The sequence below is a fragment of the Streptomyces sp. NBC_00016 genome (genome assembly GCF_045040885.1).
Lineage (GTDB): Bacteria > Actinomycetota > Actinomycetes > Streptomycetales > Streptomycetaceae > Streptomyces > Streptomyces coriariae.
The window spans coordinates 333,176-355,358 of the sequence record NZ_CP108304.1 but is presented as its reverse complement, the minus strand read 5'-3'; the positions used below and the strand labels follow the sequence as shown (position 1 = coordinate 355,358).

The 22,183-nt window shown below is 68.5% G+C and carries 24 protein-coding genes and 5 pseudogenes; 19 read left to right on the top strand and 10 right to left on the bottom strand.

Translation table 11 applies throughout. From position 1 onward, the window contains the following. Nucleotides 1–4 precede the first annotated feature (4 nt). Nucleotides 5–277, top strand: a complete 273-nt coding sequence (locus OG933_RS01680) for a hypothetical protein (RefSeq protein ID WP_405624919.1) — start codon at nucleotides 5–7, stop codon at nucleotides 275–277. A 6-nt stretch (nucleotides 278–283) separates the two neighbouring features. Here OG933_RS01680 and OG933_RS01675 read toward each other — a convergent pair. The 4 genes and pseudogenes from OG933_RS01675 to OG933_RS01660 form a co-directional block, all read right to left on the bottom strand. Next, nucleotides 284–1,080, bottom strand: a pseudogene (locus tag OG933_RS01675) (UDP-N-acetylglucosamine--N-acetylmuramyl-(pentapeptide) pyrophosphoryl-undecaprenol N-acetylglucosamine transferase); the annotation flags it as partial. Nucleotides 1,081–1,801: 721 nt separating this feature from the next. Continuing rightward, nucleotides 1,802–2,287 (bottom strand): annotated as a pseudogene (locus OG933_RS01670) (helix-turn-helix domain-containing protein); the annotation flags it as partial. Beyond that, complete coding sequence (locus OG933_RS01665) at nucleotides 2,284–2,637, bottom strand: DoxX family protein (RefSeq protein ID WP_405624918.1); 354 nt, start codon at nucleotides 2,635–2,637, stop codon at nucleotides 2,284–2,286. The pseudogene OG933_RS01670 and the gene OG933_RS01665, both read right to left, overlap by 4 nt. Continuing rightward, on the bottom strand, nucleotides 2,634–2,930 hold the full coding sequence (locus OG933_RS01660; RefSeq protein WP_405624917.1) for a hypothetical protein: 297 nt from the start codon (nucleotides 2,928–2,930) through the stop codon (nucleotides 2,634–2,636). The genes OG933_RS01665 and OG933_RS01660 overlap by 4 nt, the downstream gene beginning before the upstream one ends. Nucleotides 2,931–3,013: 83 nt before the next feature. Here OG933_RS01660 and OG933_RS01655 point away from each other — a divergent pair, with 83 nt between their 5' ends. Beyond that, complete coding sequence (locus OG933_RS01655; RefSeq protein ID WP_405624916.1) at nucleotides 3,014–3,868, top strand: sigma-70 family RNA polymerase sigma factor; 855 nt, start codon at nucleotides 3,014–3,016, stop codon at nucleotides 3,866–3,868. A gap of 160 nt (nucleotides 3,869–4,028) precedes the next feature. Here the strand turns inward: OG933_RS01655 and OG933_RS01650 are convergent. Continuing rightward, nucleotides 4,029–4,268: pseudogene (locus OG933_RS01650) on the bottom strand (GNAT family N-acetyltransferase); the annotation flags it as partial. Between the two features lie 239 nt (nucleotides 4,269–4,507). Between OG933_RS01650 and OG933_RS01645 the strand changes: the two are divergent. Together OG933_RS01645 and OG933_RS01640 are read left to right on the top strand one after the other, a co-directional pair. Further along, nucleotides 4,508–4,894, top strand: coding sequence for a DUF664 domain-containing protein (locus tag OG933_RS01645; protein WP_405624915.1), 387 nt, complete (start codon nucleotides 4,508–4,510; stop codon nucleotides 4,892–4,894). A gap of 81 nt (nucleotides 4,895–4,975) precedes the next feature. Next, nucleotides 4,976–5,626, top strand: coding sequence for a hypothetical protein (locus OG933_RS01640; protein WP_405624914.1), 651 nt, complete (start codon nucleotides 4,976–4,978; stop codon nucleotides 5,624–5,626). Between the two features lie 81 nt (nucleotides 5,627–5,707). Here OG933_RS01640 and OG933_RS01635 read toward each other — a convergent pair. Further along, nucleotides 5,708–5,917, bottom strand: a pseudogene (locus OG933_RS01635) (ATP-dependent helicase C-terminal domain-containing protein); the annotation flags it as partial. A 269-nt stretch (nucleotides 5,918–6,186) separates the two neighbouring features. Between OG933_RS01635 and OG933_RS01630 the strand changes: the two are divergent. The 3 genes from OG933_RS01630 to OG933_RS01620 all read left to right on the top strand — a co-directional run bounded on the left by OG933_RS01630 (nucleotide 6,187) and on the right by OG933_RS01620 (nucleotide 8,150). Beyond that, nucleotides 6,187–6,978: a class I SAM-dependent methyltransferase gene (locus tag OG933_RS01630; RefSeq protein WP_405624913.1), complete on the top strand. Its 792-nt coding sequence runs from the start codon at nucleotides 6,187–6,189 to the stop codon at nucleotides 6,976–6,978. Nucleotides 6,979–7,350: 372 nt separating this feature from the next. Next, the gene (locus tag OG933_RS01625; protein ID WP_405624912.1) at nucleotides 7,351–7,521 is read left to right on the top strand and encodes a hypothetical protein; all 171 of its coding nucleotides are present in this window, start codon (nucleotides 7,351–7,353) and stop codon (nucleotides 7,519–7,521) included. Nucleotides 7,522–7,553: 32 nt separating this feature from the next. Then, nucleotides 7,554–8,150: an SMI1/KNR4 family protein gene (locus OG933_RS01620; protein WP_405624911.1), complete on the top strand. Its 597-nt coding sequence runs from the start codon at nucleotides 7,554–7,556 to the stop codon at nucleotides 8,148–8,150. 71 nt (nucleotides 8,151–8,221) lie between these two features. On the opposite strand, the gene OG933_RS01615 is transcribed toward OG933_RS01620, so the two are convergent. Next, nucleotides 8,222–8,503 (bottom strand): transposase, encoded by a 282-nt coding sequence (locus OG933_RS01615; RefSeq protein ID WP_405633185.1) that lies wholly within the window; start codon nucleotides 8,501–8,503, stop codon nucleotides 8,222–8,224. A gap of 185 nt (nucleotides 8,504–8,688) precedes the next feature. Between OG933_RS01615 and OG933_RS01610 the strand changes: the two genes are divergently transcribed. From OG933_RS01610 to OG933_RS01590, 5 genes are all read left to right on the top strand, one after another. Continuing rightward, nucleotides 8,689–9,711 (top strand): hypothetical protein, encoded by a 1,023-nt coding sequence (locus OG933_RS01610; RefSeq protein ID WP_405624910.1) that lies wholly within the window; start codon nucleotides 8,689–8,691, stop codon nucleotides 9,709–9,711. A gap of 12 nt (nucleotides 9,712–9,723) precedes the next feature. Then, nucleotides 9,724–9,969, top strand: a complete 246-nt coding sequence (locus tag OG933_RS01605) for a hypothetical protein (protein ID WP_405624909.1) — start codon at nucleotides 9,724–9,726, stop codon at nucleotides 9,967–9,969. A 788-nt stretch (nucleotides 9,970–10,757) separates the two neighbouring features. Further along, entirely contained in the window at nucleotides 10,758–10,964 is a 207-nt protein-coding gene (locus OG933_RS01600) for a DUF6417 family protein (protein ID WP_405624908.1), read from the top strand. 439 nt (nucleotides 10,965–11,403) lie between these two features. Continuing rightward, on the top strand, nucleotides 11,404–11,862 hold the full coding sequence (locus tag OG933_RS01595) for a lamin tail domain-containing protein (protein WP_405624907.1): 459 nt from the start codon (nucleotides 11,404–11,406) through the stop codon (nucleotides 11,860–11,862). Nucleotides 11,863–12,563: 701 nt separating this feature from the next. Continuing rightward, the gene (locus OG933_RS01590; protein WP_362531705.1) at nucleotides 12,564–12,710 is read left to right on the top strand and encodes a hypothetical protein; all 147 of its coding nucleotides are present in this window, start codon (nucleotides 12,564–12,566) and stop codon (nucleotides 12,708–12,710) included. A gap of 219 nt (nucleotides 12,711–12,929) precedes the next feature. On the opposite strand, the gene OG933_RS01585 is transcribed toward OG933_RS01590, so the two are convergent. Further along, nucleotides 12,930–13,373, bottom strand: coding sequence for a hypothetical protein (locus OG933_RS01585; RefSeq protein WP_362531708.1), 444 nt, complete (start codon nucleotides 13,371–13,373; stop codon nucleotides 12,930–12,932). Nucleotides 13,374–13,758: 385 nt separating this feature from the next. Between OG933_RS01585 and OG933_RS01580 the strand changes: the two genes are divergently transcribed. The 3 genes from OG933_RS01580 to OG933_RS01570 all read left to right on the top strand — a co-directional run bounded on the left by OG933_RS01580 (nucleotide 13,759) and on the right by OG933_RS01570 (nucleotide 17,490). Beyond that, nucleotides 13,759–14,415 (top strand): hypothetical protein, encoded by a 657-nt coding sequence (locus tag OG933_RS01580; RefSeq protein WP_405624906.1) that lies wholly within the window; start codon nucleotides 13,759–13,761, stop codon nucleotides 14,413–14,415. A 1,331-nt stretch (nucleotides 14,416–15,746) separates the two neighbouring features. Continuing rightward, entirely contained in the window at nucleotides 15,747–17,138 is a 1,392-nt protein-coding gene (locus OG933_RS01575; protein WP_405624905.1) for an RICIN domain-containing protein, read from the top strand. A 187-nt stretch (nucleotides 17,139–17,325) separates the two neighbouring features. Beyond that, nucleotides 17,326–17,490: a hypothetical protein gene (locus tag OG933_RS01570; RefSeq protein WP_362531715.1), complete on the top strand. Its 165-nt coding sequence runs from the start codon at nucleotides 17,326–17,328 to the stop codon at nucleotides 17,488–17,490. A gap of 210 nt (nucleotides 17,491–17,700) precedes the next feature. Here the strand turns inward: OG933_RS01570 and OG933_RS01565 are convergent, their stop codons facing one another. Next, on the bottom strand, nucleotides 17,701–18,240 hold the full coding sequence (locus OG933_RS01565) for a hypothetical protein (protein WP_405624904.1): 540 nt from the start codon (nucleotides 18,238–18,240) through the stop codon (nucleotides 17,701–17,703). Nucleotides 18,241–18,349: 109 nt separating this feature from the next. On the opposite strand from OG933_RS01565, the gene OG933_RS01560 reads away from it, so the two are divergent. The 3 genes and pseudogenes from OG933_RS01560 to OG933_RS01550 form a co-directional block, all read left to right on the top strand. Continuing rightward, nucleotides 18,350–18,574: a helix-turn-helix domain-containing protein gene (locus OG933_RS01560; protein ID WP_405624903.1), complete on the top strand. Its 225-nt coding sequence runs from the start codon at nucleotides 18,350–18,352 to the stop codon at nucleotides 18,572–18,574. A gap of 583 nt (nucleotides 18,575–19,157) precedes the next feature. Beyond that, a complete protein-coding gene (locus tag OG933_RS01555; protein WP_405624902.1) occupies nucleotides 19,158–19,439 on the top strand; it encodes a hypothetical protein in 282 nt (93 codons plus the stop codon). Nucleotides 19,440–19,764: 325 nt separating this feature from the next. Beyond that, nucleotides 19,765–20,130 (top strand): annotated as a pseudogene (locus tag OG933_RS01550) (Tn3 family transposase); the annotation flags it as partial. Between the two features lie 66 nt (nucleotides 20,131–20,196). Here the strand turns inward: OG933_RS01550 and OG933_RS01545 are convergent. After that, nucleotides 20,197–20,682: a carboxymuconolactone decarboxylase family protein gene (locus OG933_RS01545; protein WP_405624901.1), complete on the bottom strand. Its 486-nt coding sequence runs from the start codon at nucleotides 20,680–20,682 to the stop codon at nucleotides 20,197–20,199. Between the two features lie 181 nt (nucleotides 20,683–20,863). On the opposite strand from OG933_RS01545, the gene OG933_RS01540 reads away from it, so the two are divergent. Then, the gene (locus OG933_RS01540) at nucleotides 20,864–21,658 is read left to right on the top strand and encodes a sigma factor (protein WP_405624900.1); all 795 of its coding nucleotides are present in this window, start codon (nucleotides 20,864–20,866) and stop codon (nucleotides 21,656–21,658) included. The last annotated feature ends 525 nt before the right edge of the window (nucleotides 21,659–22,183 follow it).

Genomic DNA, 22,183 nt, shown 5'->3' with positions numbered 1-22,183 from the left:
GGCCATGGTCAAAGCCGCCGGCCGGCTCGGCCTCGATCTCACTACGCACCGCGCGCGTCAGGTCACCCTGGAGATGATGGACTGGGCCGACACCATCGTGGCGATGGACACCCACGTGCGCGACGTCCTCATCGACGTCTGCGGCGAGAGCAACCAGTCCAAGCTCGCCCTCTACCTGCGCGACCGGGACGTCCCCGATCCGATAGGGCAGGACCAAGAGGCGTTCAACGAGTGCGCCGTCCTCATCTCGGCGGGGACGGCGCTGCACATCGGCTGACGCCCCTCAGCCGGACGCGGCGGCGGCCAGGATCTCGGCGACAAGCCGGTCGGCCGCGTCCGGACGACCGTGCGCACGGGCCCGCTCCGCCATCACCTGCCGCAGGTGCGCCTCGGCCAGGAGCGGGCCCAGCGCGTCCCGCACCCAGGCCCCCGTCACCTCGCCTTCGAGCGCGGCCCCGGCCTCCTGCATGTGGCGCGCCTTGTGCGCCTGCTCGTTGCCCGCCGCCGAGGCCAGCGGCACGAACACCGCGGGCTCGCCCAGCGCCGTCAGCTCCGCCGGCTCCGCCAGTGTCCCCGCACCGCTGCGCCAGATCACCACGTCGGCCAGCGCGAGCACGTCCGGCAGCTCCGCACCGACGTACCCGGCCAGGTAGTACCGCCCGGCCAGCTCGCCGGGCAGCCCGGCCGCCCGCACCCGCAGCCCTCCACATGAGCCGGGCCGCACTGATGGACCACGTTCGCCTGTTGCAGCAGCCACGGCAGCACCTCGCCCACCAGCTCGTTGATCTGCTGCGAGCCCTGCGCAACACCCGTGACGTAAACCGTCGGCAACTGCCCGGCGAAGCCCACCAGCCCCAGCGCCTCAACCGCTTTGGCCGCGTGCCCGGACAGGACCTCCGGCCGCACCGGATTGCCCGTCACACGGCAAGCTGCTCGTGCCGACTCCGACAGCAACGCCAGCGTCGACTCCGAGGACACACAGATCCGGGCAGCCGCCGACGCCAGCTTCCGGTTCGCCAGCCCTAGGCGCACCGTCGGCTCGTGCAGCACCAGCGGGCGGCGGCACATCCGCGCCGCCAGCGGAATGCGCCGCTGCTCATCGGGACTGCTCCAAGACTCGGCGGGCATCAGACGAGCCGTCACAGTAGCGCCTCCTGTCGACGCGGGACCGTTACAACAGCGAGCTGGGCGACGCGACTCAGTGTCTCGTGGGTACGCCGCACGGGTCATCCGTTCCGCGCGCCGGGCGGCCGTCCGGCGCGCGGACTGCCGCATCGTCAGACCTCCGCGTCCTGGCCATGGGCGGACGGCTGGTCGTCCCCACACAGGCCTCGCGGCAGCGCACGCACCCTGCCTGGGGGAGCAGGCCCGCGCTGTCGGCCTCACTGTGGAGCACACGGACGGGCGCCCCGCTGAACCTGCCACGGGGGACCGCCTTTACCTGCGGTGGCTCTGCCACGTCGGCGAACTAAGCGAGACCCCGGCCCTTCCGGGCCGCTGCGCCGTCCTGCTCACTGCGCCGCACCGTAAGCGTTCGGGTCGGGCCCGGCGGGGTCGATACGATGTGCGGGCTCGGCCGCCGCCCCGGTGACGGGCCCGCGTCCAGCGAGAGGACCCCGAGTTGAGCCAGCACCGTATCGCCCGCGCGGCGGTGTTGTCGGCCGTCCTGGGACACCGCCGTTGCCAAGGTCCTGGCCGACGCCGGCTGTATGAGGCGGCCATGACGTTGGTGGCAGCGTCGGTCGACCGCGGCTGCTGGCGGCTTACCGCTAGCAGCGCCGTGGGGCCGGTGGTAGTTGTAGTGGGCGCGCCGACCGCCGCCGTCCGGGATGCGCCCGACCTTCTTCACATCGACGTGGATCATGTGGCCGGGACGCTTCGCGACGATCGTTCTTGGCTTGCGGTTCGTATCGCCGTCGGGGTCGATGAACCTGCGCCCGTGCAGGCCGAGGTGTGCGAGCAACCTGGTGACGGTGCGGTGACTGACCATCACGCCGGTGTCGTTGAGTTCGAATGTGATCCGTGACGCCGGCCACTTGCACTCCCGTCGCGTAGCCTCGATTCGCTGCGCGATGTCGGCGCTGGTCGCGCTCGGCTGATGGTGCGGCGTCGAGGACCGGTCGAGCAGCCTTATGTCGCCGTGCTTACGCCAGCGGTTCACCCACTTGGACGCGCATGCGCGGGAGATGCCCATCTCCGCGGCGACGTGCGCAATCGGACGCGTCTTACAGCGTTCGATCAACCGGCGGCGGCCTTCCGCGGAGAGGGGCGCGTTGGCGTGGGTCATAGCTTGCCCACGAAGAAGCTGGTGCTGGCGACTGCGAGTAGCAGGTAGCCGCCCGGGAAAGCGATGTTGTAGAAGACACGTGCGTGGACGTGAGCCAGGACCGCGCCGATGAAGAACGCGGTCAAGCCGACTCCTGCCGCCAGGCCCAGCCAGTGGACCCCGAGAAGTCCCCCGAGAAGGCCGACAGCGCCCGCGAGTTTGAGGGTCGCCAGGTACGGCAGTGCAGCTGGGGGGAGTCGAACCTCTGCGGAGTTCGCCAGCACGAACGGTGCCCGCGCGTAGTCCGCGATCGCAATGAACGCGTTCGCGACTACGCACCCAACAGTGGCGATGACCAGTACGGAGCTCATGAGTGGTACGACCCCACGACGGTAAACGGTTCTGGTGGAACCGGCGCTCCCACAGCTCGGCTGATCAGGTCTCGCAGCTGAGCGGCTTGCGACAGTCCCGCCAACGGATTCTCTGCTGCCTCCTCCATCTCGAGGGTCAGGATGAAGTCCGGCCCCGAGTCACTGGAGTACGCCGTGTAGACCACGCCCTGGGGTGATGCCGCGTGGAGGGCGGCGAACACCTTCGCGAGTTGCGACCGGACCTCGGCAGCTGTGCCGCTGTCGGTGCGGAACCGCACCATCTGTAGTCTCATGACGTTGTCATCTCCTCGGGATGCGAACAGGAATGGGTTCAACCGACCGTCCTGACGTCCGCCAGCCCGAAAAGGTGACACCCATGCCGATCACGGTCGAAGAATTCGAGACCGCACGACCGCATCTGCTGTCGGCTGCCCACCGCATGCTCGGCTCGGCTCATGGCGCCCAAGATGCCGTCCAAACGGCATGGTTGCGGGCCATGACTGCCCGATCCTCACCATCGATTGACAACCCGTCAGCCTGGCTCACGACTGTCACCGCCAGAGTCTGTTTGGACGAGCTGCGTGCCCGACGCCGTCGCGACGAAGCGCCACTGCTCGCGGACGCCATCCCGGCCGCAGAACTGGCCGCGGACGAAGCAATCCTCCGCACAGAGGACGTTTCCCGGGCGCTCATCGTCTTGTTGAACCAGTTGACCCCGCCTCAACGGGTCGCGTACGTCCTGCATGACCTGTTCTCTGTGCCATTCGACCAGATTGCGCACGTGCTGGGCGGGACAGTATCCAGTGCCAAGAAACACGCCAGCAGGGCCCGACAACGCGTCGGCAGCGGCGAGTATGCCTCGGAGCGGAACAGTCGACCGGACCAGCAGATCGTCGAAGCCTTCATGACAGCAGCCCGAACCGGGGATACCCGCAGAATGATCCAGCTGCTCGCGCCCGACAGCGTCCGCGACGCAGACGCAGCACTCCTGCCTCGCGGAGCCCGCACCGCCGTCATCGGTGCTGTCGACATCGCCTCCGAGACCGTGCACTTCCGTCATCGCATTCAGGCGGCTTGCAGACTCACCGTCAACAACAAACCGGTGTACCTCATCGCCCCAGGAGGACATCCCCTCGCCACGATCGAGATCAGCACGGCCAACCAGAAGGTCACAAGAATCACGCTGCGATTGGCTCAAACCGACGACCATTTCGCGGCCGCCCTACCGTAAACAACCTCCTGGCCCGCAACAGCTAGCCGTCCGGTGCGCATCGACTCGCCGCGCCGGGCCATCGGCAGGGCCCGCGAACAGAACACGTACCAGGCTGACTGACCTCGTGAGGGACCTCGCCAACGCCGTGACGGCCGACTGCGACGCTGTCCGGGTCGGATTACGTCCCGGGCGTGGCTCCCGGCCGCAGTTCCAACACCATGGCGTCGTACACCGGAGCCTCCGGCCACGGATGTGACCGCCCCACCTTCCGGTACCCCCACGCCGCATAGGCCGACTGCGCGGGCGCTGCCTCGGGCTCCGGGCGCATTGTCAGCGTCACCCGCTCCACCGGCAGGCCGTCAAGAAGCCGCGCGTGCAGCCCGGCCGCGATGCCATTGCGACGCCACGGCCTGCGCACCATTGGAGCAGATCCGCACGTGGTTCGGCCGACCGCTATGGGACATGGAGCCGGCCGACGCCGACGCGTACTTCGGGCGGGTCTGCGCGGGCTCGCCTTCCTCGACAGGTAGCGGCAGTTGCTGCGCATCCCCGCGTACGGCCTGACCGAGGAGCAGGGCCGGGCCACTCCCTCCGCCAGTAAGCTGAGCATCGCCGAACTGATCAAGCACGCCGCGCGCTGGCTGGACGGCCCTCGCCTTGCGGCGCTCCGGCGCCCTGCAGCGGGCGGCCGACGAGTCGGACGACAACGAGTTCCGGCCCTCGCCCGGCGAGACCCTAGCCGGGCTGCCGGCCGACTACGAGCTGGCGACCGGGGAGACCGACGAGGCCGTCGCCGGCATCGCCGACCTCGGCCAGAGCGTTCCCGTCCCCCGGGGTGTGCCGTGCTTCCCCGCCGACGTTGAGGAGTGGTCGGTGCGGTGGGTGCTGCTGCACCTGATCGAGGAGACCGCACGCCACGGCGGCCACGCCGACATCATCCGCGAGAGCCTGGACGGCGCCACCCTCTACCCGCTGATGGCCGCCGCCGAGCAATGGCCCGACCCGTGGTCCGAGCCCTGGAAGCCCGCCGCGCCCGCCGACTGAGGGCTACGGGCCGTCAGAAGTCGTGCCCCATCGGCCCGGAATGGTCGAGGCGCTCTTGCAGACTGGTCCTACGCTGGAGGCATGGCCACCGATCCCTTGCTGAGACAAGGCCCCGACTCGACGGATCTGGTCCTGCGCGCCGGCCCGGCCGGGCCGGCGTGGAACGCGCTGACCTCGGCGGGGCCGGCGCTGTCCACTCCGCTTGCCCTGGGCGTGCCGACCCTGCTCGTCGCCTTCTGGATGGCGCTGGCCGGGGCGCGCGCGTCGACCGTGTTCGTGGTGGTGGGGGTGATCGCCGGGCTGGAGTACCTGATCGGCTGGCCGGCGCTGGCCTTTTCCCGGGCCCGGGACATCCTCCGGGTGGAGTTCGCGCCGGCCGGGGTGCCCGCGTCCCTGCGGTTGGTCCGGGCCGCCGGGCCGGACGACTGGCTACCCGTCAAGACCCTGCGCGAGGTGCGGCTGACGCACAAGGTGGTGGAGCCGTACCAGGGGGACCACAAGCCAGCCGTCTCCACGCTCGCGCTGGAACTCGTCCTGCAGGGCGTCCGGGAGCGGCTCGCACTCCCGTTCGTCGGCGACCCGCAGCGGCTCGCCGACGCGCTGGAGACCCTGCTCGGCCCGGCTGGGGTCGTGGTGGAGCTGCGCACCGAGCGCAGCACGCGCGATCGGCCGCAGCCCAACTCCGGCTGGACCTCCGGCGGTTCGGCCTCGGTCGGCTCGGGTGGCGGCTGACCCCGGGCTGCCCGTGGCGCTCCCCGGCCGGGGAGCGCCCGTCGATGCAGCCGGCGGCAGGCGGTGCGAGGCAGCCTGCCGCTACTTGGGCGCGTTGAGCCGCCGGGTCGGCTCGGCCGCAGCCGGGTCCTCCGGCCACGGGTAGCGGGGGTAGCGGCCGCGGAGCTCGGCCCGCACGGCGCGGTAGCCCTCGCGCCAGAACGACGCGAGGTCGCCGGTGACGGCGGCCGGGTGCCCAGCCGGGGAGAGCAGGTGGACGGTCAGCGGGGCCCACCCGTCCGCCAGCGCGGGGGCGGCAGACCAGCTTGTGCGTGAGGACCCAGCGCTTGACGCCTGCCTCGGCGGCGAGTTGCAGTGTGGCCACTAAATCGCCCGCGACGCCTTCGGCTTCCGCAACCCCGGCAACCAGCTTACGCACCCGCTGCGCGACCACCCGTCGAGCCCGTGGACACCTCGATGCTCGCTAATTTCGTTGAGCCCGCACCCTGCAATCGTGTTGGCTAGCAGCACCGAACTGTCAGTACCGCAGGTGTCCGCTTGGCTGTAGCAGGGAGTTAAACGTGCAGGACATTATTGTCGACCCGGTTGCCCACAATCGGGCAGCCTGGGACAAGTATGTCCAAGAGGGCAACGAGTGGTCGAGGCCAGTGACTGCTGAGGATGTCGAGCGCGCCCGCATGGGCGACTGGTCGATCGTTCTCATCGGGCGTGAGCCAGTCGACCGCTCCTGGCTGCCGACGGACCTGACCGGCAAGGACGTGTTGTGCCTGGCCTCGGGCGGTGGCCAGCAGGGTCCGATCCTCGCCGCCGCAGGGGCGCGGGTCACCGTATTCGACAACTCACCCCGCCAGCTCGGCCAGGACCAGATGGTGGCGGCGCGCGACGGACTCGAGCTGCGCACCGTCCTAGGCGACATGCGCGACCTCAGCGCCTTCGGCGACGCAACATTCGACGTCGTATTCCATCCGGTCTCAAACCTATTCGTACCAGACTTGGCAGCGGTGTGGCGTGAGTGCTTCCGCGCCCTGCGACCGGGCGGAACTCTGCTCGTGGGCTTCCTCAACCCTGATGTGTACTTGTTCGACCACGAGGCGCTCGACGAGGACGGCGAGCTGATCGTCGTGCACAAGCTGCCCTACAGCGATGTCACGCAGTACTCCGCCGAGGAACGCGCCACGAAGTTCGGCGCGGATGCCCCTCTTGAATACAGCCACACCCTCACCGACCAGATCGGCGGGCAACTCGCCGCGGGGTTCGTCCTCACCGGCTTCGCGGAAGCGCCGCACCAATCCAACGCGTCCGCTCAATACATGTCGCACTATTTTGCGACGCTGGCGGTCAAGCCGGGCTGACCCAGCCGTGGGGCCGGCCGAGACGACCGTGTCTCCGAATGGCCAAGTGGAGCGCTGTGCCAGCCCGACCCCCCACTAACTTCGCTGAGCCAGCAACAGTTGCTTGTGGCTAGAGACCTTCAATCGCTGAGGTTACGGCGGTTGGAGGTCGAGGCCGGTCTTGGCGATGAGGCCGTCGATGAGGCCGGGTCGGCACTGCCTCCGTCACCCAGGGCTTGCCGACCACCCGAAGCCAACGCTCCGTCGCCAGCGGTTCGTCGACATCCGACCCCGGTCCGGTACGGACCTGCGAATCCTGAGGTCCACTGTCGACGATGCTCAGTGGTGCATTACACGGTCACTCCGCGCTACTCCGGCCCTCGTACAGTTCCTGTGTTCTTCGAGATCACCGCGACGGGCACCAACCCGGACGGTTCGCCCGGCCTGTCCTTCAGCCAGGCGGTTCCCACCTCGATCTACAGGCCCCAGCCGGGCTGGAAGAACCTGGGTACGGTCACGGACAGCCGCAATGGAAAGATCATGCCAACCGGTGCGACCCGTTGATTTCGATGAGAGGCAGAGACGCCATGAGTTGGATGGAGACTCTCAGGCAGCTCATGCCCTCCCATCCGGGAGCAGGGGACGCCGTCGATTGGACTGCGGTGGAGCACAGTTGGGGGACAGGCTTCCCGCGCGACTACCAGGAATTCATCACGCTCTACGGAGCGGGGGCCGTTGACGACTACCTCGGTTTCCTCCTCCCGGAGTCCCGGGCGGTGGAGGGCGTCGAACCCACCTACCAGGGCATGGAGGCGGAGACGCTCAACGCGCTGCATTTCTGGGAGTCCAAGGCCCCCGAGGGAAGCGGGCAGAGCGGTTTGATCGCCTGGGGTGTCGACTCCAGTGCCGACATCCTTTGCTGGCGAGTGACCGACAGTGATCCGGACGGCTGGCCGGTCGTCGTGTGGAACCAAGATGACGGAGTCTGGCTGGAGTATCCGTGCGGTCTCGTCGAATTCCTGTGCCGGGTCTTCCGCACAGAGTTCGACGAGTGCCCGCTCGGTTCTGTCAACCTCTGGGGCAACGCGTCGCCCCGATTCCTTCACCGCGACGAGGAGGCACGCCTGCGGAGTCAAGGTCTCGACCCGTGGACTGGGGAACCCGACCCGTTCGCCGGCATGTTCAGCGACTGAGACGACTCGCACAGTATGGGGCGATGACCGTCTTCGGTCCACTGGCGTCCAGGGATCTTCAATGGCTGGAATTACGGGCGGTTGGAGGTCGAGGCCGGTCTTGGCGATGAGGCCCTCGATGAGCCGGGTCGATACTGCATCCGTTTGAGGCGGGTCTTCACCAGCGTGGTGAGCTGGTCGAGGCTGTGTTTGGTGAGATTGGCCAGGGACCGTTTCAGGTGCGACCAGACGCCCTCGACCGGATTGAACTCGGGAGCGTACGGCGGCAGCTGGTAGACGGTCAGCCACGATCGGGCGTCGATCAGCTGCCGCATGGTGCGGCTGACGGGCGTGTTCAGATTGTCCCAGACCAGGACGATCGGGCCGCCGAGCTGCTGGTGTGCGGCGTCGAGCAGGCGGGCGTAGTCGCCCTCGGTGAAGCCCTTGCGGCGGCCTTTGGCGGGGCCACGGTCGAGGTGGATGCGGTAGATCAGTCTGGGCCTTCTCTGATGGCTTTTCCGGCGAAGGCCGTGGGGGTGAAGGCCGTCGGCCGAAGCACGTGTGCCTGCGCGAGGACCAGGCCGACGACAGCGAGAACGACGTTGCCAAGTCGGCGCCGCCGCTGGCCGAGGCTGGCCCGCTGCGCGGGGAGAAGCCGAAAGAGTCCCCGGTTGACGAGCGTGATGGGCAGCGTGCTGCCGGGGCTATGGCCGATAGCTGGCCAAAGGCCGTGGGGTGGAAAAGGGCGCAGCAGCAGCGGAGGGTGGGCCTTCCGGCTGATCTTGGCTTGCGGGTGGCTCTGGGGCCGGTTTCCGGGCTGTGGGAGCGGCTGTCTGGCTGGCAGCAGGACCAGGTTGAGGCGGCCGCGAAGGCGGAGGTGAAGCGGCTGGCGGGCATGCTGATGCAGCCGGCAGCGGCGCCCCGGCTGCTGGCCGACCGGCTCTCCGACCGGCTGGAGGAAAGCGGCGGCGATGCTCTCGTGGAAAGCCCGTACGCGTGGCTGATCCGGCGGGGCCTGGTGCAACGGCAGGCCTGTTCGGATGGGCGATGTGACGACGGGATCCGCCTGGACACCGGGGGAGACTGTCTCTCCTGTGCCTCGGTGATTGCGGACCGGCGCGCGGTGCGGGCCAGGATCCTCGCCGAGGCCGCAGCTCAACTGGCAGGTGCCGGCACTGCCGAGCTGCGAGCCGCATCGGAGCAGCGGCTGCGTCGGCACATCGTGGTGGAAGCAGACCGAGCGCAGGTCCGCCACGATCGGGCGGCAGTCGTGGCGGAGGAGCGGCGGGCGGCCGTGGCGCGCCGCCGTGAGCGGGAGGAGGTGGCTGTGCGGGGGCGGCAGTCGGCGCCGTGCACGGGGTGCGGGCTGCCGGAGGCGGCAGGCCTGTGCCCGCCGTGTTCGTATGCCCGACGTACGGATCTCCTGGTACGGGAGGCCGTCGACCTGGTGGTGGCGGTACGGGCCGACCTGGACGATCCGGAGCAGATCGCCGAGCTCACGGCGCACTGTGAGGCCGACACCCGGGCGCTGATCGCCGAGGAGTGCCGGCGCCGTGGCGGCGACGAGGCGTGGATGGCGTAGGAGGCACAGGAGGTGGCCGAACAGATCTGTGGCGAGCGCCGGGCCAGTGCTCTGCGGCGGCTGATGGCGGGCGCGGAAGCGGGGGCAGAGGCCGATGCCGCCTACGAGGCGGCGTTGCGGCAGCATCCCCGGCATCCCATGGCCGCCGAGGCCGCGGCCGAGAGCGCCAGCCGCCGTACGGCGGGTTACCTGCTGCGCAGCAGGCTGGGTCAGTTGCAGGTCCTGCGCGCGCGGGTTGCGGCGGGCCGCCCCCACTGATGGGCACCTCAAGCCGGTTGCTGGACTGCCGACAGCGTTGGCCTATGCAGCGAGCCGCGAGATCCCACACCGGTTGTGGGATCCCTGATTTCCGCATCGAAATCTCACCGCCGGTTTCGGATCACGGTCATGGCCAGCATCAACTGCAAGAAGGAACTGTTCAGATCCTCGCTGCGTGGGGCGGATCCACCCCACGCAGCGAGTGAATGACACGGAGTTCACTACAGCAAGATGCCGGCCACATCCTGTGAGGCAGGCGTGAGCAGCGGCAAAGTACCGCGAGGACGGACTGGGGACGGGTGGCACGCCCCCATTCCTGTCCTTGCCGGGACGCTACTCAGTGCCCGTCGAAACCCAGGCCATGGCTGTTTTGCGCGAGGCTGCCCCCGACGCACTTGGGCACGAATGCGTGCCCAACTACGGCAACCACTGCTTCTTTCAGGTGGCGCACTGTCATCATCGGCTGCGACCTCAGCCCCACAATGTCCGCCTCAAAGGCAGCCAGCCGCCCGCGGTAGATCGCCCGGTCTGGCTCGGATAGCCACCGGTGACGACGCCCTGACCCCGGCAGCGATTGCCGGGGTCAGGGCGTTCCGGATAGGGGTCGCACTCGGCACGACGGCGGTTGTGCTGTCGCTGGCTGTGATCGTCTGGGCGATCTGGGCGCTGAACCAGGCCTACCAGTAGAGGCCAAGTACGCCGCCCGGGAATTGGCGGGCTACTGCAGGACGGGGCCGCAGGGGTTGTCCTGCCGTGTCCTGCTGACGGTCTGTGACGTTGCCCTGATCATGGACGGCTACGAGCACCTTGACCTCGATGAGATCGACTTCGCGCCCATGGAGCACGACACCGAGCGGTTGCGCCTGCTGACGCTGGACGAGGCGTACGAGCTGATTCAAGTGGTGCGCAGAGCCGCCGAGGAGGGCGGGGCGGTCGCGCGGGAGGCGGACCGCCTGGCGCGCGAGATCGGCGCGCGCATCCCGTCGCAGAGCTGACGAGGTGCCGGCCGCGGCCGGCACAGATTCTGACCTCATGCCTGGCTGTCGTGAGGGCGCACGCTGTTACTCACTTTCGGGTGACGGCCCGCCCCGGGCCACGCTGGCGATCTCCGGGGAAATCCAGCTGCTGCAAGGGCTGTGAGACCGCTTCAACCGTCAACATGACGCCCCTGGCATAAATGGACGATGCGTCTGAGAGTCACAGAAACATGGGCAACTAGTAACACACTCTATGTTTCCGCCCCAACTCCTGCGCGGGGTGGACAGAGTGTGGGTGCGCGGCCGGTCCGACCGTCACCCGCACACCGCACCGACTTCCACGGTGGCCGCCAAAATCCCCGGTGGGAGGGTGCCCGCACCATCTGGGGGACTTCCTTGTCCGCTTCCGCTTCCTCCTCCGCCCGCCGCAGCTCTCGCCGCGGGTGCTCTGGTCTCGGTGGCGGCGCTGCCGGCCACCGCTGCCGACCACGCCCGTCCCAGCCGTCCGGCGGTGGAGATCTCGAAGGTGCAGTACGACTCCCCGGGGCGCGACAACCGCTCCAACCGGTCGCTGAACAGCGAGTGGGTGGAGCTGACCAACACCACCCGTAACACGGTCAACCTGGACGGCTGGACTCTGAAGGACGAGTCCGGCCACACGTACACCTTCGACCACTACCGCCTGGCCGGCCGCGCCACGGTCCGGATCCACACCGGTGAGGGCCGCGACACCCGCACCGACCTCTACCAGGACCGCCGCGCGTATGTGTGGAACAACGACCACGACACCGCCACCCTGCGCAACGACCACGGCCGCTTCATCGACGACCAGTCCTGGGGCCACCGCCGTGGCGGCCACCCTGACCCACGCTCCTGCTTGCGGGTAGTTGCCACGCGGCGGCTGCGGCAGATGTGACTCCTTGGCGGCGCGCTCTCCCCTCTCCGGGGTGGTCGCGCCGCCTGCTGCTGTGTGCCGGCGGGGTTCACCGCGCGCGGTACTGCTCGTAGGTGACGGTGGCGTCCGGGCAGACTCACGCATGCCATAACCGACGCGATCGCCCTGCGTGACCGCCTCATGACCCTGTACGTGCGCATCCGCGACCATCTGGCCCGCAGCGCCGGCCTCCATCTCGCCCGCTTCGCACACGACATCGGATACATCATCCGAGGCCACATGGAATGGGCCCTGGAGACCCACCGCTACCGCACCCCCCCCAGAACGCGAAAACCGGGACACTCCACGACGCCACCGCGCTCACCATCGCCTGGAGCGACCACCCCGCCGACGACAACCCCCAACCACCCCAGCTCCCTGCGATCGCCTGGTGGTGGGACCACATCCAAGGCGCCGAAGCCAACGGGCGCCGCAGCGCTGGGGACACGTTCGCCGCCACACCTGCTGCCCGACCCTGACAGGCACCCCGGCCAGCCGGCCGGAACGGCCGCCACGCGCTGCTCGTACGCGTGCGGTGATCACGCCCGCGCCACCGCGGCAGACGCGAGCACGGGCTGCCGGCGGGAGGTCACAGGCACGGCAGCCCGGCCGCTCGAAAGGGACCCGCCCTGGGCCCCCGGGGCGCCGCCGACCGCTCGCTGCAGCGATTCCGGTGATGCAGGTTGCCTCCCCGCCTCGAGCAGGACGGTCTGGAGATCGTCAAAGCCCTCGCCGAGGACCTCGTCGTCGGGCAGCAGCCGGTTGGCAAACGCATCACCGCCCGCAGTGCCCTGGCCGACACGACGGGCAGCAACACCCGCAGGCCGTAGGGTCCAGGATGCCCACAGGCGGCGCCGGCTATTGGTCGGGCGGCGGCAGGAGGGGCCCGGGCCGGGCGCGGTTCGGGCCCCTCGTCTGCGTACGCGTCCACGGGGGATGCACGCGCGCAGTACCCAACGAGGGTTGTGCAGAAAGGTCACATCACCTGTGCCGTTTGGCTGGGGCAGGTGCCCGGCTCGGTCGCCGACCCGGGCACCCGGTTCACGCCTCTACTCCATGAACTGGAAGGTCCACGCCTGGCGTTGGTTGCTGACGTCGAGTGGCCTCAGCGCGATGCGGGGCGGGAAGATCCGCAGCAGGCTGAGGTCCAAGGCCAGCTCCTGGCCCTCGACGGGACCTCCCGGGACGACGACGTGGAAGGTGTGCGGCTGCGCGCTCTGGTAGAGCGCCCACTCGCGCGACTCGGGGTATCCGACGACCGGCTTGTTCACCTCCGGGTCACCGTCGAAGGACAGGTACGTTTCGCTCCTGAGATTGCGGACCGTGCAGTTGCCGTTGCTGAGTACCTCCAGCTGCCATTCCTGCTCGCCGGGGTTGCCGGTGGGCGGCAGCAGGAAAACGGGTGTCTTGGGTTCCGACGAACCGTCCTGCAGCGTGAGCAGTTGCTCGCCGGGACGGGCGATCATGTAGAGGCCATTCGGTACAGATGCCAAGGCCGACTCCACTTCTGACGTGCGATGCCGCGCGGGGCGCCGCCGATGTTTTGGGCCGAGGAATCCCTTCCCCGCCAACATGCGGCAAGGGTCGGAAAAGCTCGGTATCCCCCATCAGGAGTACTGCGGATTCATCCTGGCGTTCGATCAACTCACTGAAGGTGCCTTCCGGCGCCCTAAGCGGCGTCCGGCGGCGAAGGCACCGATTAGCCCACCCGGATGCGGCGAGGCGAGGCGATCGAGTGAAGTGCCAACCGCGCCCGTGATCAGGCCGTCCCCCGGTGCGTTCCTGTCGTGCAGTCGTTCCGCGTGAACTGCGCTCCCCCGTCCCTTCGCGTGGGCGGAGCCGCAGAACGGCGACCTTCACACGACAGGAGAGACCACCATGGTCACGCACACGTTGCGGCGGCGGATGTCCGCCCTCGCGACCGTCCTGGGACTGGGCATCGGCCTGCCCTTCGCCCTGGGGGCGACCCCCGCGTCCGCCCTGCCATCGATCGACATCACGAAGACGCATTCCGGCAGCTTCCCCAGGGGCGGGCAGGGCGTCTACAGGGTCACGGTCACCAACCCAGGCGATCAGACGACCGCCGGCGGGTCGGTCATGCAAGACACCATCCAGACAGGAGGAGGAACGGTCACATTCGTCAGTGGGACGGTAATCGACTCGGATGTAGACGTTTCGTGCACCTTCGAGGGGAACAACAGGGTCAACTGCGAGAGCGAGCCGCTGGATCCCGGTGAGGGTTACACGCTCACCTTCACCGTCAACGTCGCCGAGGACGCCCCGTGCACCGTCGACAACTATGCCGTGGCGATCGCCGGGGGTATCGGTGACTCGGTGCATGACCCCACCACCATCACCGGCGGAACTTGCGGCGGGGACGGAGGTGGTGACGGAGACGGGGGCCTCCTGTCGATCCTCCCCGTCAACCTCAACGGCGTCATCCCGATGTTCAACAACATCACCACGAACAACAACATCCACAGTCCCGGCGCCAGCAACGTCAGCCGCCAGGCTTTCGGACTGAACGCACCCTGACCGAGCAGGCCCTGCCCCCGAGGCGTGGAACGCCGTACGTTGGCCGACCCACGTCTCGGTGTGACCATCAGCATGCGGATCGCCACGACCATCGGGTGAAGTGCGTCGCGGGCGGTCGACGGCGAGGCGCAGCTGGGCGCGCTGCAAGCGCTGGGCGTCGACTGAGCATGACGCCGACGCCGTCCGGGGCGTACGAGACCTCAGGACCGCGATGGGCTCGGGGCCTCACGACGAACTGCATGACGGCTCCCCCGATGACCAGCTCCGATGGTCTGCCATGACCGGAGACCGTCACTGCTGTTGTCGGCGGGGTGAAGGTGGCTGGATGATTTTGTTGTTCACCCGGTTTGCCGGTACCTGCTCCCGCAAGGGGTCGGTGAGCCAGGCGTCGAACTCCCGGCCCTACGGTTCCTGCCGGAGTTGGAGGTGACCGCCGTCTCCGCGCATTGCAAGGAGTCGGCACAGAAAGCGGCGGGCCGGTTCGGCATCCGACGTCGACCTGGTCGCCGTGTTGACCCCCTCTCCGCAGCACGCCACGGGGTGGTAGACCGCCCTGCGAACGCCGAACTGCGCCCACATCTTCGACCAGGGCCTCTTTCCCGCTCTCATGACCGCCGGTGAGCCGACGACGCTGCCGGTGCGGCCCCAGACCTCATCGGCCTTGATGACGCCGCCGGCACGGCGGCGAAACTTCTGCCGAGCCCGGCCCGGACGGATCTGCCAGCCGCCCGGGCCGGGCTCGCTGATGGAGGAGGCCGCGTGCGGTGGGTAAACCGGACTGAACCGTTTAGATCAACTTTGGCGTCGAGGCGCTGAAAAGGTGTCACTGCCTCGCCGCTGCATTCGAAAGGACCCCGTCGGCGTCCCTCGACGCAGCCGGTCGGTTCAGCGTGCTCCCGGGTACCGACATTTGTGAGCATTCCAGAACCTCTGGCTCCGCTCGAAGGTCGGCCTCGACGTTGGCATCGCGCCCACCGCGGAACCTAGGGGCACCGGGGTCACATCCTGTTCGACCGGCGGACCAGGGACGCTGATTTTGCAAGAGGCGTTGACGAATCAGAAGGGGGCTTCTATCTTCATGGCCGTCGTACTTCGTACGTCATATATGAGAAACATGGACGCAACGGCGGCACGCGGTCTGAGCCCGGTGCGGCATGCGTTTCGATCGGTTCAACTGAAACGTTTCACTCCGTGAGACCTGGCATCACATAACGCTGAATTGTCATGCTCGCAACAAAGAGGAAGGAACGGTCATGCGTACAGCCGCATCCGCACCTCCGAGGGTTGACTCTCGCTTACATCGCTGGGCCCGCTGCGTCATCGCGTCGGTGATGTCCGTGCCGCTCCTCGTGATCGGTGCCTTCGCCGGCCCCGCGTCGGCTGCGGTCCCGGCTGCCGGCGGAACGTACACGCTGGCGGTGACGAAGAGCGGTATGTGTCTGGATGTGGTCGACGGCAGCACCGCGAACAAGGCACTCGTCCAGCAATGGAACTGCCACTCCGATCAGAGCAACCAGCAGTGGCGGGTCAACACCCGCGGCTCGGCCTTCGAACTACAGTCCGTCGGCAGCGGCAAGTGCCTGGACGTGCCCGACAGCAGCACCACCAGCGGAGTACAGCTCCAGCAGTACACCTGCGTCGGCAGCAGCAACCAGCTCTGGCGATTCACGGCATCCGGCTCCGGCACCTACCAGGTGATCAACGCGGGCAACGGACTGTGCGGCAGCGACCTCAACGCCGCCACCACCTCCGGCAACCCCATCATCCAGGAAACCTGCACCGCCAACACCAACAAACAATGGGCCTTCGAACCCGTCAGCGGCCGCACCTGGCCCTCCACGGCCGACGGCTTCGCCGCGACGGGAGGCGGTACCACCGGCGGCGCCGCGGGCACCACGGTCAGCGTGAGCACCTACGCGGACCTGCTCAAGTTCGCGACTGCCACCACCCCGTACGTCATCAAGGTGACCAAGGGCATCACGGTGCCGTCCTACGGTTACGAGATCCCGGTCCAGTCCGACAAGACACTTGTGGGTGTCGGCACCGCGGGCGAGATCATCAACGGCGGCCTGTTCCTGGGCACCGGCGTGCACAACGTGATCATCCGCAACCTCACCATCCGGGACACCCGGATGACGGACGACGACCCCGACGACAAGACCTACGACTACGACGGCATCCAGATGGACACCGCCGACCACATCTGGATCGACCACAACCGGATCGTACGGATGAACGACGGGCTCATCGACAGCCGCAAGGACACCAGCTACCTGACCGTGTCCTGGAACGAACTGGGAGAGGTCAACAAGGCCTTCGGCATCGGCTGGACCGACAACGTCACCGCCCGCATGACGATCCACCACAACTGGATCCATGACACCAACCAGCGCAATCCCAGTATCGACAACGTCGCGCTGGCCCACCTCTACAACAACTACCTGCAAAACATCACCTCGTACGGCAACCTCTCACGCGGTGCCGCCAAGACGGTCATCGAGAACAGCTACTACGACAACGTCAACAACCCCTACTCCATCGACACCACGGCCGCCGCGCTCTCGCAGAAGGGCAGCGTCCTGGTCAACTGCACGGGCGACCAGAAGACAAACGGCACGACCTTCACCCCGAGCAGCTACTACTCGTACACGCTCGACCCGGCAGCCGGCCTGCCGGCACTGCTCGATCAGTACAGCGGCCCACAGCCCAACATCGGCACCTGAACCTCCTCTCTGCGGTGCAGCCGCATCTCCCACCCAGGGTGGCTGCACCGCGCTCTTCCCCGCCGTGCCCGGACACGCATCCGGCCCCGGTACGGCGACTCCTGTCCCCGGCCGCTTCGAGTCCCTCCGCACACACCCGCGGAAGGGGCACTCCAGTGCGTCGTAGAACTCCGGCCACCCCTGCCGGATGCAGCGGGCGTCGACCGCGATCTCCGACGAGGTACGCGGCTTCCTCGACAAGTCGCTGTGGGGCACCGGCCAGAACAACCTCGGCACCGGCAGCTCGCCCATACAGGGTTCCGCCACCGCCTGGCCCGTGCGATCTGCCATAGCGGCTAACGTCAGGTCCTGACGCTCGGAGGGGGGCTTGTTGGTGTACGGGGCGGCCTGGCCTGGTGTGTGTGGAGCGGGGCTGGGTTCGTTGCAGGTAGCTCTAGCGTGAAAAGGCCCGGCGTGTGTTTGTGCTGGTCAGGGCAGTTTTGGTGGTGCCGTCGGTGATGGCTGCTTTGGTGCGTATCGGCTGGGTGGTGATCGGCTTGTGTGGCCGCCGGACCGGTGCCCGCTATGTTTCCGGCTCGTAGAAGAACATGTCTGTCTCTGAACCGATGTCGGAAGAGTGCCAAAGCGCGCGGATTTCCCCAACTGGGTTCGTGCGTGGTGGCATTGCCTCACCCCGGAGGTAGGCGCCCAGGCAGGCGATGGCGTCTCGGCAGAGGTGGATCCTATCGACCCGTCGCTGCTCCCAGGTTCTGGTGTCGTCAGGAAGATAGAGAGGCATCAGCAGGTAGTTTTCCCTCACTCGGTCACGAAGGCCGGCGTCAGGAACGCGCTGCATCAGGACTTGGATGCTCAGTATGCGCTCGTGGAGTAGGTGACTGCGGGCGTTATCGTGAGGGCCGGCTCGGCGGGCATCGCGTTCTATTTCGAGCAGCTTGGTCAGCGCCGCCTCAGTCGCCGTGGCTGCACGGGTCTGCCGTTGATCATCACGCGCTTGAGCTGCCTGCCGTCGCTGAGCAATGACTGCGGACCAGATCGAAAGGGTTCCTCCGATCATGGTTCCTGTCAGGCCGAATAGCGCCCCCACCCACGCCGATGAGTCCACGCAGGCGTCCTTCCCGAACGCCGGGAGGCTGACTCCTGAACGGGCTGGATTGGCCAAGGAACGGGAGCGAGTCCTTGGCGGCCGGTCGGCCCCTTGACGCTGCGCAGCGGTGAACCGGCGGCCGGAGCATCTGACGGCGCGGGAGGAGGAGGTCCTGCGCGCGGTCCGCCGCTCCATCCGGGACCGGGGTGAGGCGCTGTCGGTGCGGGAGTTGGCGCGGGAGCTCGGGCTGCGCAGCCCCGCGTCGGTGGTCTATCACCTGGCCAACCTGGAGGAGCGCGGGACGCTGGTGCGCGACGGGCGTAGCTGGCAGACCTGCCGTCTGCCCCGCTAGCGAGAACGGCGTGGCCGCGGTTGGCCGCGCGGCGAGATGGCGGTAGTTGAGCCGCGTGGCTTTCCGTGGGGAGCCGGGAGGCGCGGTGGGCCCCGGACCCACGGGACGGTAAGGGGGTTTCTCCGCCTGGGCAGCAGGGGGCGTGCCCTGCGCACACCACTTCCGCAGCCGGCGGTGAACAAGTCCGGCAGACCGTCCGCCGCCGCACCTTCGCGAGGCAGTAACCGTTACCGGTCCGGGCGGGACTGACCCGCCGAACCCCAGGGAGGCCCAGATGGGACGCGACGCCAAGCGCAGGAAGCAGGCACGCCGTGACCAGCGAGAGAGGCAGAAGAGGCGAATCGGGCACCCTCGGCGGCCTGAAGGCGAGCGCTTCAGCGGCGTCGGCCAGGCAATCAAGGACGGCACGATCAGTAGCCGCACAGAGGCCGCACGGTCCACGGTGGGCTTCCTGGCCCGTACGTACTCCGAGCTGCAAGAGCAGGACCCCGCCGGCCCTGCCTGCGGCGGTCCCCTCCTGGTCCACGTGGACGGAGCCTTCCAGTGCACCGCCGGTTGCCCCGGCGGGACCAAAGTTGTCCACGTGCCCGAAGCCCTGCACTTCTGCGACTACGCCGACCAGCTCGGCATCACCGCCAACGAACTCGGCCACATCTGCCCGGCTTGCACGGCAGCCGGGGCAGCAGACCACCCGGACGTGCTCCCCCTGTGCACCGGCATCGAGATCAACCACCGCGACCGCACCACCACATGCAGCGCCGGGAGCCAATGCCCGGGCGCGGACACGCCTCACGCGTCTGGGCGGAGCTGCGGCCTCTTTGAACCGTGCGACGGCTGCGGGATCCCCGCCCCCCTGCTCGCCTGACGTGCTGCCACCCCCCGCCCAGCAGCTCCGCCGTCCATTGCCCCTGATCACGAGCTTTTCGACGTCGGTTCGCCGGGGGCATCCCCGCCTGCACACACGCCCAGGAGGTCGTCGCGGAGCTGGAACGCCTCGCCGATGGGGAGGGCGAAGTCGCTCAGCGCGGTACGGAACGATGCGTTCAGCGGCGTCCTCGCCGAGAGCCGGGTCGGCGGGCCAGCGGCGGTTCGCTGGTGTTCGGCCGTCTGTGCAATGGCCTGCGCAACGCTGTGACCTGCGATGGACGGCCCTGTGGTCGGGGTTCGGGGCCCCGTGGTCGGTCCTGTGGTCGGAGGCGCTGGACGCGGCAAGCGCCGGCAAGCGGGTCCTGGCCGGGGTGCGCGGCCTTCCGGCGCTGGCCCGGCGGAAGGCGGGCGTCGAGCCGCTGCTGCCGCGCGAGGTGGACGACAAGCTCGTGCCGCCCGCGTGGCGCAAGGAGGTCTGTGCCAATCCTGAACTGCCGCAGGGCGCGGTGGACCGGGACACGTACGTGGTGTGCGTGCTAGAGCAGTTGCACCAGGCCCTGAACAACCGCGACGTGTTCGCCGCCCCGTCGCACCGCTGGTCCAACCCACGGGCCCGCTTGTTGGAGGGCCCCGAGTGGGACGCCGTGTGCGAGCACGTCCTGGTGGCCCTGAGCCTGGACACGCCTGTAGTTCCCGACCGCCTCCGCACGACCGAGACCGGCCCCGATCCTTCGATCGGGCCCGGTCTCGGTGCGTCAACCGGCGACGGTGGTCAGGTTGCCGGGCACGTAGGATCCACCCTGGTTGTTGAGGATCACGCCGAGCCGGTTGGTCGCGTTGATCATGGCGACGAGGGAGACGAGAGCGATAGCCTGCTCCTCGTCGTAGTGCTTGCGCACCCGGGCCCAGGTCTCGTCAGTGACCCCTGCATATCCGTCGATGATGCGGGTGCCCTCCTCGGTGAGGGCCAGCGCGGCCCGCTCGGCGTCGGTGAACACGGTGGAGTGCCGCCAGGTGGCGACGAGGCTGAGCCGGGCCGCGTCCTCGCCGGCCGCGGCGGCGTCCTTGCTGTGGATGTCGACGCAGAAGCCGCAGCCGTTGATCTGGCTGGCTCGCAGCTGCACCAACTCCTGGGTGGGTTTGGGCAGCGGCGACTCCTGGATGACCTGGCTGACGGCGTAGATCCGCTTGCCGATCTTCGTGCCGAGCTCGGTGTCGAACAGGTTCATACGGGTTTCCATCGGGGCTTCCTCAGTCATGGAATTGTGTGGCTGATGCCCATGAGGCGCCGGTCGCCGCGCTCCTGTGACACGGGGCGGATGTGACGTGGGACACGGGGCGCGGCTGTCACAGAACCGGGGTGAGCGGCGTCCCGTGTACGACACGCACCACACGTAGTGAGACAGAAGTCGGGAACTGACGATGGTGGACAGGGATGCCGGTACCGATGCGGGGGCGGCCACGACCACGGCCACGGATAGCTTCATTGACCACCGCAATCTGCTGTTCACGGTGGCCTACGAGATGCTGGGCTCGGCGGCCGACGCCGAGGACGTCCTCCAGGAGACGTGGCTGCGCTGGTCGGGCGTCGAGCACACCACAGTCCGCGACCCGCGCGCCTTCCTGGTCCGCATCACCACCCGCCAGTCCCTGACCCGCCTTCGCACACTCCGCCGCCGCAAGGAGTCCTACGTCGGCCCGTGGCTGCCCGAGCCGCTGCTCATCGCGCCCGACGTGGCCGAGGACGTCGAGCTCGCCGACAGCGTCTCCATGGCGATGCTCCTCGTACTGGAGACCCTCGCGCCGACCGAGCGGGCCGTGTTCGTGCTGCGGGACGTCTTCGACCTGGACTACGACGAGGAGGTCGGTCATGGGTGTGGCGAGCACGGTCACCTCGCGCAGGAAGAGGGTTACCGAGCGGTTCACGTCGGCCGCGTGGAGCGCGCGGAGACGGCTGTCGATGCCGGCCGGGCCGGTGCCGTCCAGGACGAACAGCAGCCGCGGGAAGAGCGGGTAGTGACGCCGCCACTCCTCCTCGCTTCCCTGGACCGGCTCCGCCGTGCGGCGCCTGCCGACGGGCGCAGGGGCGTCCTGGTGGAGCTGGGCGTAGGCGCGGAGTTTGGCCGCGAGGCGTTCGGGGCCCATGGTCGCCCGGTCGACCTCGAGGAACGCCCGCAGCATCGAACCCCGCCCCCGTCCCGGCTCCTACGCTGGTAGTACACCAGCGCGTCCGGGATGACCGCCTCGCCGCCCCCGATCGGGTGGTGGACCTCGGGCACGAAGTCCAGCGGCCGGCACACCTCGCCACGGCGGCGCGCGTCCAGGAGGAACTGCAGCCCGGTTTCCGTGACGGTCAGGGTGTGGCTCACCCGCAGCCGCGCCGCGATCGGATCCGACACCAGCCTCGGCGGGCGCCGGCCGCGCAGCTCCGGCCACTCCGCAGCCACCCGCACCCCGTACCCGGTGGCAAAACACGCCCGGCTGCGCCCCGCCTGCGGCAGGTGATGCGGTCGACCAGGCCCTCGGCACGGAGCTTGGCCAGCCGCCGTCTGGTCTGCTCGACCCGCACCCCGGGCGCGATTATCTGATGCATCTGCTCGGTGGGTCGCCATCCGGTACTGCACCAGCACCGCCAACGCCAGCCGGTCCCCGGCACCGGCATCCACGTCCGTCCTCATCGTCATCGTCGGCAACTCCCTTACGCACACGGTGCGGTGCCGCGCCGATGAGGCGCCGCGTGTA

Coding starts and splice junctions, on each gene's coding strand:
- OG933_RS01660 (WP_405624917.1), bottom strand. CDS start 2,930: ATGAGACTACAGATGGTGCGGTTCCGCACCGACAGCGGCACAGCTGCC.
- OG933_RS01570 (WP_362531715.1), top strand. CDS start 17,326: ATGCAGCGGGCGTCGACCGCGATCTCCGACGAGGTACGCGGCTTCCTC.
- OG933_RS01580 (WP_405624906.1), top strand. CDS start 13,759: ATGGTCACGCACACGTTGCGGCGGCGGATGTCCGCCCTCGCGACCGTC.
- OG933_RS01620 (WP_405624911.1), top strand. CDS start 7,554: ATGGAGACTCTCAGGCAGCTCATGCCCTCCCATCCGGGAGCAGGGGAC.
- OG933_RS01680 (WP_405624919.1), top strand. CDS start 5: ATGGTCAAAGCCGCCGGCCGGCTCGGCCTCGATCTCACTACGCACCGC.
- OG933_RS01575 (WP_405624905.1), top strand. CDS start 15,747: ATGTCCGTGCCGCTCCTCGTGATCGGTGCCTTCGCCGGCCCCGCGTCG.
- OG933_RS01640 (WP_405624914.1), top strand. CDS start 4,976: ATGGCCACCGATCCCTTGCTGAGACAAGGCCCCGACTCGACGGATCTG.
- OG933_RS01665 (WP_405624918.1), bottom strand. CDS start 2,637: ATGAGCTCCGTACTGGTCATCGCCACTGTTGGGTGCGTAGTCGCGAAC.
- OG933_RS01600 (WP_405624908.1), top strand. CDS start 10,758: ATGGACGGCTACGAGCACCTTGACCTCGATGAGATCGACTTCGCGCCC.
- OG933_RS01540 (WP_405624900.1), top strand. CDS start 20,864: ATGGTGGACAGGGATGCCGGTACCGATGCGGGGGCGGCCACGACCACG.
- OG933_RS01545 (WP_405624901.1), bottom strand. CDS start 20,682: ATGGAAACCCGTATGAACCTGTTCGACACCGAGCTCGGCACGAAGATC.
- OG933_RS01655 (WP_405624916.1), top strand. CDS start 3,014: ATGCCGATCACGGTCGAAGAATTCGAGACCGCACGACCGCATCTGCTG.